A 17,624-nucleotide genomic window follows, 5' to 3' on the forward strand; every position below is an offset into this window, starting at 1 on the left:
TTCTCAAGGTGCGGACGCTTCCTTCGTTCCTGTTTCCAGGCCCTCCGGGCGCTTCCTGCGCTTTCTTCGTTTCCGACTCTATCAGATCTTTCCGACCCGATTTCCTCGGTGCTTTCCGGTCCTGAGTTTGTTTTCCTCGGGGCCTTCCGGCGCTTTCCGACTTTATCAGATGATCTGAGTCGGATTTCCCACCTCCCGGTCCGCCGTCCGGGCGCACTGCGGCGCCGGAGCTTCCCGTTCTGGTGGAGCCGTAAACGTACTGGAGCGGGGCGCCCCGATGCAAATCGAGGCGCCCCGCTCCGTAGCCGTGCTGGTCAGGCCCTTCGGGCTCAGACCTCGACGACGACCGGGAGGATCATCGGCCGGCGGCGGTAGGTGTCGGAGACCCACTTGCCGACGATGCGGCGGATCAGCTGCTGGAGCTGGTGGGGCTCGACGACGCCGTCCTGGGCGGACTTGTTCAGCGCCTGCTCGATCTTCGGGAGCACCGCGTCGAAGGCGGAGTCCTCGATGCCGGAGCCGCGCGCGTGGACGTGCGGGCCGCCGGTGATCTTGCCGGTGGTGGAGTCCACCACCAGGAAGACCGAGATGATGCCCTCCTCGCCGAGGATCCGGCGGTCCTTCAGGGAGGACTCGGTGACGTCGCCGACCGAGAGGCCGTCCACGTACACGTATCCCGCCTGGACCTTGCCGGTGATGCGGGCGCGGCCGTCGACCAGGTCGACGACGACGCCGTCCTCGGCGATGACGATGTGGTCCTTCGGGATGCCCGTCATCGCGCCGAGCTCGGCGTTGGCGCGCAGGTGGCGCCACTCGCCGTGGACCGGCATGAGGTTCTTCGGCTTGCAGATGTTGTAGAAGTACAGCAGCTCGCCGGCCGAGGCGTGGCCCGAGACGTGGACCTTGGCGTTGCCCTTGTGGACGACGTTGGCGCCCCAGCGGGTCAGGCCGTTGATCACGCGGTAGACCGCGTTCTCGTTGCCCGGGATGAGGGACGAGGCCAGGATGACCGTGTCGCCGGGGACGATCCGGATCTGGTGGTCGCGGTTGGCCATGCGGGACAGGGCCGCCATCGGCTCGCCCTGGGAACCCGTGCAGACCAGCACGACCTCGTCGTCCGGCAGGTCGTCCAGCGTCTTCACGTCCACGACGAGACCGGCCGGGACCTTCAGGTAGCCGAGGTCGCGGGCGATGCCCATGTTGCGGACCATCGAGCGGCCGACGAAGGCGACCCTGCGGCCGTACTCGTGGGCGGCGTCGAGGATCTGCTGGATGCGGTGGACGTGGCTGGCGAAGCTCGCCACGATGATCCGCTTCTGGGCGTTCGCGAAGACGTTCCGCAGGACGTTCGAGATGTCCCGCTCGTGCGCCGTGAAGCCCGGGACCTCGGCGTTCGTCGAGTCGGTGAGCAGGAGGTCGATGCCCTCCTCGCTCAGCCGGGCGAAGGCGTGCAGGTCCGTGAGGCGGTTGTCCAGCGGCAGCTGGTCCATCTTGAAGTCGCCGGTGTGAACGACCATGCCCGCGGGGGTGCGGATCGCGACCGCCAGGGCGTCCGGGATGGAGTGGTTGACCGCGATGAACTCGCAGTCGAAGGCGCCGAGCCGCTCGCGGTGGCCCTCGGCCACTTCAAGGGTGTACGGGCGGATGCGGTGCTCCTGGAGCTTCGCCTCGATCAGGGCGAGCGTCAGCTTGGAGCCGATGAGGGGGATGTCCTGCCGCAGGCGCAGCAGGTACGGCACGCCACCGATGTGGTCCTCGTGGCCGTGGGTCAGGACGATGCCGACGACATCGTCGATGCGGTCCCGGATGGTGGTGAAGTCGGGCAGGATCAGGTCGACGCCCGGCTGCTCCTCCTCGGGGAAGAGGACGCCGCAGTCGACGATCAGCAGCTTGCCGTCGTACTCGAAGACCGTCATGTTGCGGCCGATCTCGCCCAGGCCGCCGAGCGGGGTGACGCGCAGGGCGCCCTGGGGGAGCTTCGGCGGGGCGCCGAGTTCGGGATGCGGATGGCTCAAAAGTCTCTCCTCACCACACGCGCCACGTACCGGTCGGCACGTGGCGCGCGTGACAATCGTGCACTTGCTGTTGTCGGTTTTCTGTTGTCGCCGTATTCAGTTGTGAAGTCTGGTGTCAGAGATCTACCCCGCCGGCGGCGAGGTCGACCTTGAGCTGGTCGGTCTCCTGGGCGGAGAGCTCGACGAGCGGGAGGCGCAGCGGACCGGCCGGGAGGCCCTGGAGGGCGAGCGCGGCCTTGGTGGTCATGACGCCCTGGGTGCGGAACATGCCGGTGTAGACCGGGAGCAGCTTCTGGTGGATCTCGGTGGCCTTCTCGAAGTCGCCCGCGAGGTGGGCGTCGAGGAGGGCACGGAGGTCCGGGGTGACGACGTGGCCCACGACGGAGACGAAGCCGACGGCTCCGACGGAGAGCAGCGGCAGGTTGAGCATGTCGTCGCCGGAGTACCAGGCGAGGCCGGAGCGGGCGATGGCCCAGCTGGCGCGGCCGAGGTCGCCCTTGGCGTCCTTGTTGGCGACGATCCGGGGGTGCTCGGCGAGCCGGACGGTGGTCTCGGTGTCGATCGGGACGCCGGAGCGGCCGGGGATGTCGTACAGCATCACCGGGAGGCCGGTGGAGTCGGCGATGGCCGTGAAGTGCCGGTACAGGCCCTCCTGTGAGGGCTTGTTGTAGTACGGCGTGACGGCGAGGAGGCCGTGGGCGCCGTCACGCTCGGCGGTGCGGGCCAGCTCGATCGAGTGGTGGGTGTCGTTGGTGCCGATGCCGGCGATGACGTGGGCGCGGTCTCCGACCGCCTCCAGTACGGCGCGTACGAGCTCCGATTTCTCCGCGTCGCTGGTGGTGGGGGACTCGCCGGTGGTGCCGTTGACGACGAGGCCGTCGTTGCCTGCGTCCACCAGGTGGGTGGCGAGTCGCCGGGCGCCGTCGAGGTCGAGTGCGCCGTCCGCCGTGAAGGGCGTGACCATGGCGGTGAGGACCCGCCCGAAGGGGGTCTGCGGAGTGGAGATCGGAGCCATGGGTAACACGCTACTCGCTGCTCAGCGCCGGGTGTCCCCTCGGGGGACGTGAGAAGAGGAGCCCGGCACTGCCTGCTCGGGGGTTCAAGCAGTGCCGGGTCCGTTTGATCAGCCTAGATGAACTTCACGAAACGTCGCAATACGGACACTTCGCAGGAGTGGACGAACATCTGTGCCCTACGGCGCGACGCGTCCGTTCTTGTTGAAGGCCGCGTGGGTCAGCGGCATCAGCCGGGCCCAGTGCTCCTCCATCCTCTCGCCGACCATCTCGATCTCCCGCTGCGGGAAGGACGGGACCGTCGCCAGCTCGTGCTGGGTGCGCAGGCCGAGGAAGTGCATCAGCGAGCGCGCGTTGCAGGTGGCGTACATCGAGGAGTAGAGGCCGACCGGGAGGACGGCGCGGGCGACCTCGCGGGCGACGCCGGCGGCCAGCATCTCCTGGTAGGTGGCGTACGCCTGGCGGTACGACTCCTCCATGGAGCGGCCGACCAGGTCGTGCTGCTCCTGGCTGCCCTCGACGAAGACGTACTTGCCGGGGCGGCCCTCCTGGACCAGCTTGCGGGAGGTGTCCGGGACGTAGAAGACCGGCTCCAGCTCCCTGTAGCGGCCCGACTCCTCGTTGTACGACCAGCCGACCCGGTGTCGCATGAACTCGCGGAAGACGAAGATCGGGGCGCTGATGAAGAAGGTCATCGAGTTGTGCTCGAAGGGGCTGCCGTGGCGGTCCCGCATCAGGTAGTTGATCAGGCCCTTGGAGCGCTCCGGGTCCTTCTGGAGCTCTTCGAGGGACTGCTCCCCCGCCGTCGAGACCCGGGCCGCCCACAGGACGTCGGAGTCGGTCGCGGCGCTCTTGACCAGTTCGACGGTGACGTCGCTCCGAAGGTCGATCTTCGCCGGCTCGGTGGGGGTGTCGGTCACCAGGAGTACCTTCCAGTCATCCATTGCGTACGCAACACAGTAGCGGCCTCCGTCTGAAGGAGGAGATTCGGCTGCTTAGGTGAAAAACGGCACCAAACCCTCGGTTCGCTCGTCTGTACTGGTGAGGCGCACGACCACCACCGAGGAGAGTGACACCCATGTTCAGGCGGACAGAGGCCGTACCGTTCGCGTTCGTGTCGGAGGCCGACGAGTTCCGCAGTAACGTCACTCCCCCGCCTCGGGAACGGCTCAGCCCCGGGCAGATCGTCGGGCGCACGCTGCTCGGCCTGACCGTCGCCGCCGGGCTCGTCGGCTCCCTGGTCCTCGGGATGCCGTCGCTCGACAGCACGAACTCGCCCGGGCACCAGCAGCAGTCCGAAGCCTCCGACAACCGCTGAGGTAGCCTCACCGGGCACCGCCCCTTCGAGCGTGCTTGTGAGTGAGGAACCGCCGTGCCCCTGCCCTTCCTGACGGCCGACCATGCCTTCGACACCAGCGATGCCGTCGCGCTCCCGTTCGACGACCACGACCAGTGGCGCCGTCCGTACCGTCCGGGGCCCTACCGGGTCGGCGCGGCGGCGCTCGCGCTGCTGCTCGCCTCGTTCGTGCTGCTCGCCGCGGTGATCATCGCCGCCGCGGGTGCCGTCGGCGGAGCGCTCGTCACCTTCGGCTTCGCCGTACTGATCATCCTGGCCGCGCTGCGCCTGCTGCGCATGGGCATCTGGGTGAGCCGCGCCGGGGTGCGCCGCGTCGGCTTCCTCGTCACCGGCACCACCCCCTGGTCGAAGGTGTCCGCGGTCCGCACCGCGCAGCAGCCGGTGCGCTGGCTGAACTTCCCGCGGACGGTCCAGGGACAGGCCCTGCTCCTCGACCGGACGGCCGGCGAGCAGCTGGTGCTGCTCACCGACCACAGCGCGGACTTCCTCTCCCGGATCGAGGCGTTCGACCGGGCCGCCGACACCGTCGAGGCGTGGCACGCCGAGTACGGCGTCAGGCGCTGACCGTCCGGCCCTCGTGGAGGGCGATGGCCCGCTGCATCGCCTTGCGGGCCCGCGGGGTGTCGCGGGCGTCGTGATAGGCGACCGCCAGACGGAACCAGCAGCGCCAGTCCTCCGGGGTCTCCTCCGTCTCGGCCCTGCGCCGGGCGAAGACCTCGTCCGCCGAGTCGCGGTCGATCCGGCCGCCCTGGCTGCGCTTCAGCTCGTCCACGGGCAGTCCGCCCTCGGCCTCCAGCTCCGCGGCCAGCCGGTTGGCCCGCCGCGCGAAGCTGGTGTTCTTCCACAGGAACCAGGCGCCGACGCAGGGCAGCAGGAACGCGACCGCGCCCATGCCCATGGCCGCCGGCTCGCCGGTCAGGAGGAGCAGGACGCCCTCCATCGCCACCACCCCGAAGACCAGCACGAGGACGGTGGCGAGGAAGACGTACGTGATCTTGCCGCCCATGACCCTCAGCCCAGGTCCAGGAAGTGCTCCAGGCCGAACGTGAGGCCCGGGGTGCCCACCACGCGGCGGGCACCGAGCAGCACGCCCGGCATGAAGCTGGAGTGGTGCAGCGAGTCGTGGCGGACGGTGAGCGTCTCGCCCTCGCCGCCGAGCAGCACCTCCTGGTGGGCCAGCAGGCCCGACAGGCGGATCGCGTGCACCCGGACGCCGTCGATGTCGGCGCCGCGCGCCCCCTCGACCCCGGTGCGGGTGCTGTCCGGCTGGGCGCCCAGGCCGGCCTCGGCGCGGGCCTTGGCGATCAGCTGGGCGGTGCGGGTGGCGGTGCCCGAGGGGGCGTCCACCTTGTGCGGGTGGTGCAGCTCGACGACCTCGACCGACTCGAAGTACGGCGCCGCGATCTGCGCGAACTTCATGGTGAGGACCGCGCCGATGGAGAAGTTCGGCGCAATGAGCACGCCGGTCTCCGGGGAGGCGGCGAGCCAGCCGTCCAGCCGCGCGAGGCGCTCCTCGGTCCAGCCGGTGGTGCCGACGACGGCGTGGATGCCGTGGCCCACGCAGTACTCGAGGTTGGCCATGACCGAGTCGGGGGTGGTCAGCTCGACGACGACCTGGGCACCCGCCTCGGTGAGGGTCTCCAGCTTGTCGCCGCGGCCCAGGGCCGCGACCAGCTCCATGTCCTCGGCGGCCTCGACGGCCCTGACGGCCTCGGAGCCGATCCGGCCCCGGGCACCGAGGACCGCCACGCGCAGCTTGCTCATCGCACTTCTTCCTTAAGGGGGTGGAGGTCAGGAGACGGCCTGGTGGAGGCGGTCCGCCTGCTTGTCCTTGAGCGGGCCTATCACCGAGAGCGAGGGCCGCTGGGTCAGCACGTCACGGGCGACCTCCCGGACCTCGTCCGGGGTGACCGCCGCGATCCGGGCCAGCATGTCGTCGACCGACATCTGGGTGCCCCAGCACAGCTCGCTCTTGCCGATGCGGTTCATGATCGCGCCGGTGTCCTCCAGGCCGAGGACCGTGGAGCCGGAGAGCTGGCCGACCGCGCGGGCGATCTCCTCGTCGGTGAGGCCCTCGGAGGCGACCTTGTCGAGCTCGTCCCGGCAGATCCTCAGCACGTCGTGGACCTGGCTGGGGCGGCAGCCCGCGTAGACGCCGAACAGGCCGCAGTCGGCGAAGCCCGAGGTGTACGAGTACACGCTGTAGGCCAGGCCGCGCTTCTCCCGGACCTCCTGGAAGAGGCGGGAGGACATGCCGCCGCCGAGGGCGGTGTTCAGCACGCCGAGCGCCCAGCGGCGGTCGTCGGTGCGGGCCAGACCGGGCATGCCGAGGACGACGTGCGCCTGCTCGGTCTTCCGGCCCAGCAGCTCGACCTTGCCGGCCGTGCGGAGGGTCTTCCGGCCGTCGCGCGGGGCGATCGGGGCCGCGCCCGTACGGGTGAGGGCGCCGGCCCGCTCGAACGCGCGGCGGACCTGGCGCACCACCGTGGCGTGGTCCACGTTGCCCGCGGCGGCCACGACCAGGTGGGTCGGGTCGTAGTGCTTCTTGTAGAAGCGGGCGATCTGGCCGCGGGTGAGCGCGTTGATCGTGTCGACGGTGCCGAGGACCGGGCGGCCCAGCGGGGTGTCGCCGAACATGGTCTGCGCGAACAGGTCGTGCACGACGTCGCCGGGGTCGTCCTCGGTCATCGCGATCTCTTCGAGGATGACGCCGCGCTCGGCGTCCACGTCCTCGTCGAGGATCAGCGAGCCAGTGAGCATGTCGCAGACGACGTCGATCGCCAGCGGCAGGTCGGTGTCGAGGACCCGGGCGTAGTAGCAGGTGTACTCCTTCGCCGTGAAGGCGTTCATCTCGCCGCCGACCGCGTCGATCGCGGAGGAGATGTCGAGGGCGGACCGCTGGGCGGTGCCCTTGAAGAGGAGGTGCTCCAGGTAGTGGGTGGCGCCGTTGAGCGTGGGGGTCTCGTCGCGGGAGCCGACGTGGGCCCAGATGCCGAAGGTCGCGGAGCGCACCGAGGGAAGGGTCTCGGTGACGATGCGGAGGCCGCCGGGGAGCGTCGTGCGGCGGACGGTGCCGATGCCGTCCTTGCCCGGGAGAAGCGTTTGGGTACGGGCGACGGCCCGCCCCTCGGAGGAGGGGCGGGCCGTCGTCGCGGGACTACGGGACGTCACGAGGAGGCGTCGTCCTTCTTCTCGTCCTCGCCCTCGATCACGGGGATCAGGGAGAGCTTGCCGCGCTGGTCGATCTCGGCGATCTCGACCTGGACCTTGGAGCCGATCGCGAGCACGTCCTCGACGTTCTCCACGCGCTTGCCACCGGCGAGCTTGCGGATCTGCGAGATGTGCAGCAGGCCGTCCTTGCCCGGGAGCAGGGAGACGAAGGCACCGAAGGTGGTGGTCTTGACGACCGTGCCCAGGTAGCGCTCGCCGACCTCCGGCATGGTCGGGTTGGCGATGCCGTTGATCGTGGCGCGGGCGGCCTCGGCGGCCGGGCCGTCGGCGGCACCGATGTAGATGGTGCCGTCGTCCTCGATCGTGATCTCGGCGCCGGTGTCCTCCTGGATCTGGTTGATCATCTTGCCCTTGGGGCCGATGACCTCGCCGATCTTGTCCACGGGGATCTTGACGGTGATGATCCGCGGGGCGTTGGGGGACATCTCGTCCGGGGTGTCGATCGCTTCCATCATCACGTCGAGGATGTGGAGGCGGGCGTCACGGGCCTGCTTGAGGGCCGCGGCCAGGACGGAGGCCGGGATGCCGTCCAGCTTGGTGTCGAGCTGGAGGGCGGTGACGAACTCCTTCGTACCGGCGACCTTGAAGTCCATGTCGCCGAAGGCGTCCTCCGCACCGAGGATGTCGGTGAGGGCGACGTAGTGCGTCTCGCCGTTGATCTCCTGGGAGATCAGACCCATGGCGATGCCGGCGACGGGGGCCTTGAGCGGCACACCGGCGTTCAGCAGCGACATGGTGGAGGCGCAGACCGAGCCCATCGACGTCGAACCGTTGGAGCCGAGGGCCTCGGACACCTGGCGGATCGCGTAGGGGAACTCCTCGCGGGTCGGGAGGACCGGCACGATCGCGCGCTCGGCGAGCGCGCCGTGGCCGATCTCGCGGCGCTTCGGCGAACCGACGCGGCCGGTCTCGCCGACGGAGTACGGCGGGAAGTTGTAGTTGTGCATGTAGCGCTTGCGGGTCACCGGGGAGAGGGTGTCCAGCTGCTGCTCCATGCGGAGCATGTTGAGGGTGGTGACGCCCAGGATCTGGGTCTCGCCACGCTCGAACAGGGCGGAGCCGTGCACGCGCGGGATGGCCTCGACCTCGGCGGCCAGCGTACGGATGTCCGTGACGCCGCGGCCGTCGATGCGGACCTTGTCCTTGATGACGCGCTCGCGGACCAGGGCCTTGGTCAGGGAGCGGTACGCGGCGGAGATCTCCTTCTCGCGGCCCTCGAAGGCCGGGAGGAGCTTCTCGGCGGCGATCTCCTTGACGCGGTCGAGCTCGGCCTCGCGGTCCTGCTTGCCGGCGATGGTGAGCGCCTGGGCCAGCTCGCCGCGGACGGCGTCGGAGAGCGCGGCGTACACGTCGTCCTGGTAGTCCAGGAAGATCGGGAACTCGCCCTCGGGCTTGGCGGCCTTGGCGGCGAGGTCCGACTGGGCCTTGCAGAGGACCTTGATGAACGGCTTCGCGGCGTCGAGGCCCGCGGCGACGATCTCCTCGGTCGGCGCCTCGGCGCCGCCCTGCACGAGGGTGATGGTCTTCTCGGTGGCCTCGGCCTCGACCATCATGATCGCGACGTCGCCGTCCTCCAGGACGCGGCCCGCGACGACCATGTCGAAGACGGCGTCCTCAAGCTCGGTGTGCGTCGGGAAGGCGACCCACTGGCCCTTGATCAGCGCGACGCGGACGCCGCCGATCGGGCCGGAGAAGGGCAGGCCGGCCAGCTGGGTGGACGCGGACGCGGCGTTGATCGCGACGACGTCGTACAGGTGGTCGGGGTTGAGCGCCATGATCGTGGCGACGACCTGGATCTCGTTGCGCAGGCCCTTCTTGAAGGACGGGCGCAGCGGGCGGTCGATCAGGCGGCAGGTGAGGATCGCGTCCTCGGAGGGGCGGCCCTCGCGGCGGAAGAAGGAGCCGGGGATCTTGCCGGCCGCGTACATCCGCTCCTCGACGTCCACCGTGAGGGGGAAGAAGTCGAGCTGGTCCTTGGGGCGCTTGGAGGCGGTGGTCGCCGAGAGCACCATGGTGTCGTCGTCGAGGTAGGCGACGGCGGAGCCGGCGGCCTGGCGGGCGAGACGGCCCGTCTCGAAACGGATCGTGCGGGTACCGAAGGAGCCGTTGTCGATGACGGCCTCGGCGTAGTGGGTCTCGTTCTCCACTATGGGTTTCTCCTACGTTCGTCTTTGGTCCGTGCGCCCGTGTGGCGCGGGACGGGTGCGGGAGAAGCACTGATGTGGCGGGCCGGTCTTCGATCGAAGCACCCGGGATGAGGTCCGGGGGCCACTACCGAGGACCGGCGGCGTGCCGGCTGCTTCTCGCGCGGGTTGTGGCGTTCTGCGACCAGAGTAAGTGCCGGTCGGTACTTCGCGCACGTACAGCAAAGGGAGCGGCCCCCTGAAAGTGGGAACCGCTCCCTCCACGGCGTCTTACTTGGCGCCGCCGGCCGCACCGCGGCGGATGCCGAGGCGGTCGACCAGCGTACGGAAGCGCTGGATGTCCTTCTTGGCCAGGTACTGCAGCAGGCGGCGGCGCTGACCGACCAGGATCAGCAGACCACGACGGGAGTGGTGGTCGTGCTTGTGGGTCTTGAGGTGCTCGGTCAGGTCCGAGATGCGGCGGGAAAGCATGGCGACCTGGACCTCGGGGGAGCCGGTGTCGCCCTCCTTGGTGCCGAACTCGGTCATGATCTGCTTCTTGACGGCGGCGTCGAGAGCCACGCGGTTCTCCTCAGGTTTCGTGCCCGCGAGTGCCCCTGGTCTACATCTCAGGGGAGCTTCCATGACTCGGGAGCGGAGGTCCGATGAGCGCTGCTCCCCGAGGCGGGATCTCGCCTGCTTCCGGGAGCGCGCACACAAACGGCCGTCACACAGCGTACCAGGCGGCTCAGGAGGTCAGCGCCCGGATGGAGTGGTAGACGTCGAAGACCGCGAGGCAGAGCGGCAGCAGCGTGAGCAGCACGAACGTCTCGGCGATCTCCAGGAAACGGCCCCAGAAGGGGGTCACGCCCTTGCGCGGCACGATCAGTCCGATGGCCGTGAGGAGCGCGGCGACGCCGGCGATGGCCGCGGAGAGCCACACCGTACGGATGTCGAGGCCGCCGCCGTCGCCCTTGAGGGCCTCCAGGAGGAGCTCCACGGGCGGGTTCAGGGCGAGGCCGAGGCCCAGCAGGACCAGGGAGCCGAGGCCGGCCGCGAGGGCGCAGCCGACCTGCGCGGTGTAGCGGAACAGGTGGGCGCGCATCAGCATGGCGACGCCGGTGGCGAGGGCCAGCAGCTGGCCCCAGACGGTGTCGGAGAAGCCGAGGACGGCGGCGGAGCCGACGGCGACGAGGGCGCAGCCGCCGACGAGGCCGACGAGCAGCTCGTGGCCGCGGCGGGCCTGGGCGGCGATCCGGGCGGCGTCGACCGGCCCCTGGGGCTCGGCCTCGGAGCCGTATCCGCCGACGGTGGTCCGGGGCGGTTCGAAGCCGATGGGGAGGCGGGCGAAGCGGGTGGAGAGGCCCGGCAGGAAGGCGAGCGCGCCGACGGCGAAGGGGGCGCAGACCGCGGCGGTCTCGGCCGGGGTGAGGTCGGTCAGGATGGCGGCGAAGCCGACCAGCATGCCGACGGCCGAGGCGAAGACGAAGGCGACGAAGGGGCCGTCCCCGCCGGGGGAGACGATCGTGAGGATCACGGCGCAGACGAGGACCGCGGTGCAGGCGAGCAGGAACTGGAGCTTGCCGATGCCCTGGCCGTCGGCGAGGGCGAGCAGTCCGGAGCCGGCGACGGCGGCGTTCGCCATCGCGCCGGTGCCGAGCGCGACGGCGGAGCCGCGGTCGTCGTAGACGCGGGCGCGGACGGCGGCGAGCGCGAGGAGCAGGACGGCGGTGACGGCGGCCAGGATGCCGGGCAGGCCGTGCATGTCGTGGCGGGGCTCGGCCGTCCACAGGACGAAGGCGAGCAGGACGAGGAGGACCGAGCCGCCGAGGAGGCCGGCGCCGCGCATCAGGGCGTCGGACCACAGGGTGCGGTCCTTGGAGACGGCGGAGGCGACCGCGTCGGAGACGTCGTCGAAGACGGCCGGGGGCAGCGACTCGGCGAAGGGGCGCAGGGACAGCAGCTCGCCGTCGAGGATGCGCTGGGCGGCCAGGGAGCGGCTGCCGTCGAGGACGGTGCCGTCGCGGCGTACCAGGTGGTAGCCGACCGGGGCGCCGGGGGCCGGGGTCTGGCCGGAGAGGCGGAGCAGCTCCGGGTAGAGGTCGGCGAGCGCGACGTCCTCGGGCAGTGCGACGTCGACGCGGCCGTCGGGCGCGACGACGGTGATCCGGCAGAAGCCGGTGCCGCCGTGGAACACGGTGGTGGGAGCCGACTGGCCGGCTCCGCCGGCCGTGGCTGGGGCCGTCATACTCACCTGCTGCTTCCCCTCGTGGTGATCCTGTCCGGCGGGTCCGGGCCGGCGGCCCGGGTCCGGGCCGGCGGTCGTGGACCGCGGTCGTGCGCTGCGGGCCGCGGGTCGTGCGCGTGCGGTCCGTGGACCGCGGGTCGGACGCCGTGGACCGCGGGCCTCGTGCGGGGGCCCGCGGGCCGCGGATATTGCGCTCCGAATGACCCGATTTTTGCGATAGTTCATGGCCACGCAAAGATTTCGGGCCACCCTACCGCCCACCCGTGACCCCGCACCAAAGTAGGATCCCTCCCCGCGGATGGATCCTGTCGCCACGGGGGCGTCTGGAGGAACTTTCCGTCCGGCAACGGAAATTGGTGAGCTGTGAGCCAGATCGTCGTCAAGCGCCCACCGCGGGCCCTGCCGTCCGAAGTGCCTGACGAGCAGGTGCAGTTGCAACCTCCGCCGGAGCTGCCCCGCGGGCAGCAGGAGGGCGCCCTGATGCAGCTCCTGCCGATGCTCGGCATGGGCGGTTCCGTGGTGTTCTTCTTCATGACGCCGAACCCGATCATGCGGATCATGGGCATGGTGATGATCGCGTCGACGGTGGCCATGGCCATCGCGATGCTGGTCCGCTACCGGCGCGGGACGCAGGGGCAGCTCGCGGACATGCGGCGGGACTACCTGAAGTACCTGACGCAGACCCGGCGCACCGTGCTGAGGACGGCGCACCGGCAGCGGGACGCGCAGTTCTACCTGCACCCGTCGCCCGAGCAGCTGTGGGCGCTGGTCGCCGAGGGCAGCCGGATCTGGGAGCGGCGTCTCGGGGACGGCGATTTCGGTCAGGTCCGCGTCGGGCTGGGCAGCCAGCAACTGGCGACGCCGCTGATCGCGCCCGAGACGGCGCCCGTGGACGAGCTCGAACCGCTGACCGCCGGCGCGATGCAGCAGTTCCTCACCGCGCACAGCACGCTGGACGGCCTGCCCATGGCCGTCTCGCTGCGCGCCTTCTACCACCTCACCGTGAGCGGGGAGCCGGAGGCGGCCCGGTCGACGACCCGCGCCATGGTGGGCTCGCTGGCGGCGCTGCACTCCCCCGAGGACCTCGTGATCGTCGTCGCCACCGGTGACGCGGCGGCCTCCGACTGGGAGTGGGCGAAGTGGCTGCCGCACGTCCAGGCGTCCGGTCCCGGTGACGGCGCGGGCAGCCGGCGGCTGATCACCACGGACGCGCGGGAGCTGGAGGACCTGGTCGCCGGGCGGCTGGACGGCCGCCCCCGCTTCCAGGGCCCCAACCACCCGCTGCTCGACCACCCGCACCTGGTCGTGGTGCTGGACGGGCAGTCGATCCCGCAGACCTCCGCGCTGGCCTCGCCGGAGGGCATCCAGGGCGTGACGATCATCGAGGTCGTGCAGGGCCGGGGCGCCGGCGTCCGCGGCGACCTGTCGGTGGTCGTGGAGGGCGGGGCGCTGCGGCTGGAGTCGGGGCACGGGCACGTGTACGACGGCAGCCCCGACGAGCTGAGCCTGGACGCCGCGGAGGCGCTGGCCCGGCAGCTCGCGCCGCTGCGGGTGGCGGGCGGGTCGGACGACGACGAGCCGCTGCTCGCCAACCTGGACTTCACCGACCTGCTGAACCTCGGCGACGCGGCCTCGATCGACGTGAGCCGCACCTGGCGGCCCCGGTCCCGGTCGGAGCGGCTGCGGGTGCCGATCGGCGTGGGCGAGGACGGCGTCCCGGTCATGCTGGACCTCAAGGAGGCGGCGCAGGAGGGCATGGGCCCGCACGGGCTGTGCGTGGGCGCGACCGGTTCCGGAAAGTCGGAGCTGCTGCGCACGCTGGTCCTGGGCCTGGCGGTGACGCACTCCTCGGAGACGCTGAACTTCGTCCTCGCGGACTTCAAGGGCGGTGCGACCTTCGCGGGCATGTCGCAGATGCCGCACGTGGCCGCGGTGATCACCAACCTGGCGGACGACCTCACGCTGGTGGACCGCATGGGCGACTCCATCCGCGGTGAGCTCAACCGGCGCCAGGAGATGCTGCGCGACGCGGGCAACTACGCGAACATCCACGACTACGAGAAGGCGCGCGCGGCCGGCGCCCCGCTCCAGCCGATCCCCTCGCTCGTCCTCGTCATCGACGAGTTCAGCGAGCTGCTGACGGCGATGCCGGACTTCATCGAGATGTTCGTGCAGATCGGGCGTATCGGGCGTTCGCTCGGCGTCCACCTGCTGCTGGCCTCGCAGCGCCTGGAGGAGGGCCGGCTGCGCGGCCTGGAGACGTACCTCTCCTACCGGATCGGTCTGCGGACCTTCTCCGCGGCCGAGTCCCGGGCGGCGATCGGCGTGCCCGACGCCTACTCGCTGCCGAACGTGCCGGGCTCGGGCTACCTCAAGTACGGCACCGACGAGATGGTGCGGTTCAAGGCGGCGTACGTCTCCGGCACCTACCGCACCAACCAGCACACCGTGACGGCGGGCGGGCCGCTGCCGGTGGACCGGCGGCCGGTGCCCTTCACCGCGGCGCCGGTGCCGGTGCGCTACCTGGAGCCGGAGGCGCAGGCGCGGATCCCGGAGGCCCGGCCGGCGGAGGACGACGCGCTGGCCGACTCGGTGCTCGACGTGATCGTGCGCCGGCTGGAGGGGCGCGGCGTCGAGGCGCACCAGGTGTGGCTGCCGCCGCTGGACAACCCGCCGGCGCTCGACTCGGTGCTGCCGGGGCTCGCGGGCGTGGAGGGCCGGGGGCTGACGCAGCCCGGTTACGAGGCGGCCGGCCGGCTCGTCGTACCGCTGGGCGTGGTGGACAAGCCGTACGAGCAGCGTCGTGACACGCTCTACCGGGACTTCTCCGGCGCCGCGGGTCACATGCAGATCATCGGCGGTCCGCAGTCCGGCAAGTCGACGCTGCTGCGGACGCTGATCTCGGCCTTCGCGCTGACGCACACCCCGCACGAGGTGCAGTTCTACGGGCTGGACTTCGGTGGCGGCGGCATGGCCTCGGTCTCGGGGCTGCCGCACGTCGGCGGTGTCGCGTCCCGACTGGACCCCGAGCGGGTGCGGCGCACGGTGGCGGAGGTGTACGGCATCCTGTCGCGGCGCGAGGAGTACTTCCGCAGCGCGGGGGTCGACTCCATCCAGACCTTCCGCAGGCTGCGGGCCCGGGGCGACATCTCGGTGGCCGACCAGCCGTGGGGCGACGTCTTCCTGGTGATCGACGGCTGGGGCAACTTCCGTACCGAGTACGAGGGGCTCGAACCGGCGGTCGTCGACATCGCGGCCCGCGGTCTCGGCTACGGCATCCACGTGGTCATCACGGCCTCGCGTTCCATGGAGGTCCGCGCCAACCTCAAGGACCATCTGATGAACCGGCTGGAGCTGCGGCTGGGCGACACGATGGACTCCGAGCTGGACCGCAAGATCGCCGCGAACGTGCCGACCGGGGTCCCGGGCCGCGGCCTGACGCCGGAGAAGCTGCACTTCATGGCGGCCGTCCCGCGCATCGACGGGATCAGCTCCGACAGCGACCTCGCCGAGGCGACGGCCGCGATGACGCAGGAGGTCACGCGGCACTGGACGGCGCCGGGCGCGCCCGAGGTGCGGCTGCTGCCGCGCGAGCTCGACGCGCACACGCTGCCGGCGGGGTACGCGGAGCCGGGGCGCGGTGTCGCGTTCGCCATCGACGAGAACAACCTGGAGCCGGTCTTCGTCGACTTCGACCGCGACCCGTTCTTCCTCGTCTTCGGCGAGAGCGAGTCGGGCAAGTCGAACCTGCTGCGGCTGATGATCAAGCAGGTCACGGAGCGGTACGACGGGGCCTCGGCGAAGTTCTTCGTGATCGACAACCGGCGCGCGCTGCTGGACGTGACGCCGGCGACGCACCTGGCCGAGTACGTGCCCATGTCCAACAACATGGAGCACCACGTGGACGCGCTCGCCGACCTGATGCGCCGCCGCTCGCCGTCGGCCGACGTCACGGCGCAGCAGCTGCGCGACCGCAGCTGGTGGTCGGGGCCGAACCTGTTCGTGGTCGTCGACGACTACGACCTGGTCTCCACGTCGAGCGGCAACCCGCTGTCCAAGCTGACGGAACTGCTGCCGTTCGCGCGGGACGTGGGCGTCCGCTTCATCATCGCCCGCAGCGCGGCGGGCGCCAGCCGCTCGGCGTACGAGTCCTTCATGCAGCGCATGATGGAACTCGGCGCCCAGGGCGTCCTCCTCTCCGGCGACCCCCAGGAAGGCGACGTCCTCGGCGGCGTCCGCATGCGCCCCATGCCGGCCGGCCGAGGCATCTTCGTCTCCCGCCAGCGCGGCAACCCGCTGGTCCAGACGGGCCGGATGCCGGAGGCGTAGCGGCGTAGCGGCGTAGCCGATGCCGCTCACCGCTCGGGGCACGAGCCTGCCGCTCGTGCCCCTTGCGGGTCGAACAGGGCAGGTGACACGGGGAGAGGAACCACGGCATGGCGGGGGAAGAGCGGGGGTCGATGTGGATGCCGGAGACTCCGAAGAAGCGGCTGCGTGTCGCGGGAATCGCGGGCGTCATCGCCGTTTGCGCGGTCTTCGGATATCTGGAGATCTTCACCAGGGGAGTCGACCGGCTGCCCGAGAAGCCGTGTGCGGGTGCCGTCGACCGTGAGCTTGTCGCCCGGGCGCTGCCTTCCGCTCGGAAGGCCGAGGAAAGCGGGAAGCTCACGACGTCGTCGGCGCTGGGCACTTTCACGTTCTGGTGTTACGTGCGGACGGATGAGTCGCTCATTTCGGGCGAGGCGGAATCCGGCGTCGCCACGGTTGAGAGCTGGCGGGAACGGCGTTCCTCAGCTGGAGGGGAAGAGCCCGGCTCGCTGTCGGTGAATGGCGTCCACGTGCGCGTGCAGTCGAATCCCGCCAGGGCGCCCGTCTATGTCCCGTGCACGACGCCGCGGCACGTCGGCGATCGTGACACGGCGCACTCGCTCACCGTGGAGGCTCGGACCCTCGGGGAGACCCGCGCTCAGGGTGACGAATTGCGGCAGATTCTGGTCGACTTCGCCTATCAGCTCGCCCGGCATGCTTATCACGTCGGGGAGTGTCGGGAGGCTCGGGAGTTTGCTGAGGAGCTTCCTCGGGTCGGGTCCAATTAGGTCACAACGTAAGGAGAGGTGGCGTTCATGGGATGGGACGAATGGGATCAGTTGAAGTCTTCGGCGGCCGAGAGGGACTCGGCGAAGATGCAGTTGAACGGGTTGCCGGAGGAGGACCGGCCGAACGCCGGTAGTGCGTCGGGCGGGTTTCTGAAGGTGGACCAGCAGGATCTGGCCGCCATCGGGAACGAGGCGTTCAAGCTGTACAACCGGCTGTGGAAGGAGGCGCGTGTCACGTCCACGGACTCGGCGGCGTCCGACCTCAGCGGGCAGGGGTTCGCGTTCGGCGGGGCGCTGTCGCACGTCTCGCTGCGGTGGGACAAGCAGCTGGGTTCGGTGATGGACGCCTGCGCGCTGATCTCCAACCACATGGACTTCACGCAGAACGCGCACGCCGGTGACGAGATATTCATCGAGCGGCACGTGAGCAGTATCCAGACCCTCGACTCCGGTTTCGACGAGGACTGGGCGAAGACCGGCAAGCCCAACGAGATCTACAAGCCGGATCCGAAGGCTAAGAAGGACTGAGGACGGGGAATAG

At 70.4% G+C, this 17,624-nt stretch carries 14 protein-coding genes; 5 read left to right on the forward strand and 9 right to left on the reverse strand.

What is annotated here, in order from left to right; genetic code table 11:
- Positions 1–329: 329 nt before the first annotated feature.
- The 3 genes from ACFXMG_RS24465 to thyX all read right to left on the reverse strand — a co-directional run bounded on the left by ACFXMG_RS24465 (position 330) and on the right by thyX (position 3,948).
- Complete coding sequence (locus ACFXMG_RS24465) at positions 330–2,015, reverse strand: ribonuclease J (RefSeq protein WP_383830666.1); 1,686 nt, start codon at positions 2,013–2,015, stop codon at positions 330–332.
- A gap of 115 nt (positions 2,016–2,130) precedes the next feature.
- On the reverse strand, positions 2,131–3,030 hold the full coding sequence (gene dapA, locus ACFXMG_RS24470; RefSeq protein ID WP_383830669.1) for a 4-hydroxy-tetrahydrodipicolinate synthase: 900 nt from the start codon (positions 3,028–3,030) through the stop codon (positions 2,131–2,133).
- 177 nt (positions 3,031–3,207) lie between these two features.
- Positions 3,208–3,948, reverse strand: coding sequence for an FAD-dependent thymidylate synthase (gene thyX / locus ACFXMG_RS24475; RefSeq protein ID WP_383830672.1), 741 nt, complete (start codon positions 3,946–3,948; stop codon positions 3,208–3,210).
- 158 nt (positions 3,949–4,106) lie between these two features.
- Between thyX and ACFXMG_RS24480 the strand changes: the two genes are divergently transcribed.
- Both ACFXMG_RS24480 and ACFXMG_RS24485 read left to right on the forward strand, forming a co-directional pair.
- Positions 4,107–4,346: a hypothetical protein gene (locus ACFXMG_RS24480; RefSeq protein ID WP_383830675.1), complete on the forward strand. Its 240-nt coding sequence runs from the start codon at positions 4,107–4,109 to the stop codon at positions 4,344–4,346.
- Between the two features lie 54 nt (positions 4,347–4,400).
- Positions 4,401–4,949, forward strand: a complete 549-nt coding sequence (locus tag ACFXMG_RS24485; RefSeq protein ID WP_383830678.1) for a hypothetical protein — start codon at positions 4,401–4,403, stop codon at positions 4,947–4,949.
- Here the strand turns inward: ACFXMG_RS24485 and ACFXMG_RS24490 are convergent.
- The 6 genes from ACFXMG_RS24490 to eccD form a co-directional block, all read right to left on the reverse strand.
- On the reverse strand, positions 4,939–5,391 hold the full coding sequence (locus tag ACFXMG_RS24490) for a hypothetical protein (protein WP_383830681.1): 453 nt from the start codon (positions 5,389–5,391) through the stop codon (positions 4,939–4,941). The two genes, ACFXMG_RS24485 and ACFXMG_RS24490, sit on opposite strands and share 11 nt — an antisense overlap.
- Positions 5,392–5,396: 5 nt before the next feature.
- The gene (gene dapB, locus ACFXMG_RS24495) at positions 5,397–6,149 is read right to left on the reverse strand and encodes a 4-hydroxy-tetrahydrodipicolinate reductase (protein ID WP_383830684.1); all 753 of its coding nucleotides are present in this window, start codon (positions 6,147–6,149) and stop codon (positions 5,397–5,399) included.
- 27 nt (positions 6,150–6,176) lie between these two features.
- Entirely contained in the window at positions 6,177–7,556 is a 1,380-nt protein-coding gene (locus tag ACFXMG_RS24500; protein ID WP_383830687.1) for a M16 family metallopeptidase, read from the reverse strand.
- Positions 7,553–9,763, reverse strand: a complete 2,211-nt coding sequence (locus ACFXMG_RS24505) for a polyribonucleotide nucleotidyltransferase (RefSeq protein WP_384119638.1) — start codon at positions 9,761–9,763, stop codon at positions 7,553–7,555. The genes ACFXMG_RS24500 and ACFXMG_RS24505 overlap by 4 nt, the downstream gene beginning before the upstream one ends.
- 267 nt (positions 9,764–10,030) lie before the next feature.
- On the reverse strand, positions 10,031–10,321 hold the full coding sequence (gene rpsO / locus ACFXMG_RS24510; RefSeq protein WP_043230508.1) for a 30S ribosomal protein S15: 291 nt from the start codon (positions 10,319–10,321) through the stop codon (positions 10,031–10,033).
- A 166-nt stretch (positions 10,322–10,487) separates the two neighbouring features.
- Positions 10,488–11,987, reverse strand: coding sequence for a type VII secretion integral membrane protein EccD (eccD, locus tag ACFXMG_RS24515; RefSeq protein WP_383827626.1), 1,500 nt, complete (start codon positions 11,985–11,987; stop codon positions 10,488–10,490).
- A 363-nt stretch (positions 11,988–12,350) separates the two neighbouring features.
- Here eccD and eccCa point away from each other — a divergent pair, with 363 nt between their 5' ends.
- From eccCa to ACFXMG_RS24530, 3 genes are all read left to right on the forward strand, one after another.
- A complete protein-coding gene (gene eccCa, locus ACFXMG_RS24520; protein WP_383827624.1) occupies positions 12,351–16,316 on the forward strand; it encodes a type VII secretion protein EccCa in 3,966 nt (1,321 codons plus the stop codon).
- A gap of 107 nt (positions 16,317–16,423) precedes the next feature.
- Positions 16,424–17,083 (forward strand): hypothetical protein, encoded by a 660-nt coding sequence (locus ACFXMG_RS24525; protein ID WP_383827621.1) that lies wholly within the window; start codon positions 16,424–16,426, stop codon positions 17,081–17,083.
- A 27-nt stretch (positions 17,084–17,110) separates the two neighbouring features.
- A complete protein-coding gene (locus ACFXMG_RS24530) occupies positions 17,111–17,611 on the forward strand; it encodes a hypothetical protein (protein ID WP_383827619.1) in 501 nt (166 codons plus the stop codon).
- The last annotated feature ends 13 nt before the right edge of the window (positions 17,612–17,624 follow it).

This window comes from Streptomyces sp. NPDC059201 (genome assembly GCF_042754585.1).
Classification (GTDB): domain Bacteria; phylum Actinomycetota; class Actinomycetes; order Streptomycetales; family Streptomycetaceae; genus Streptomyces.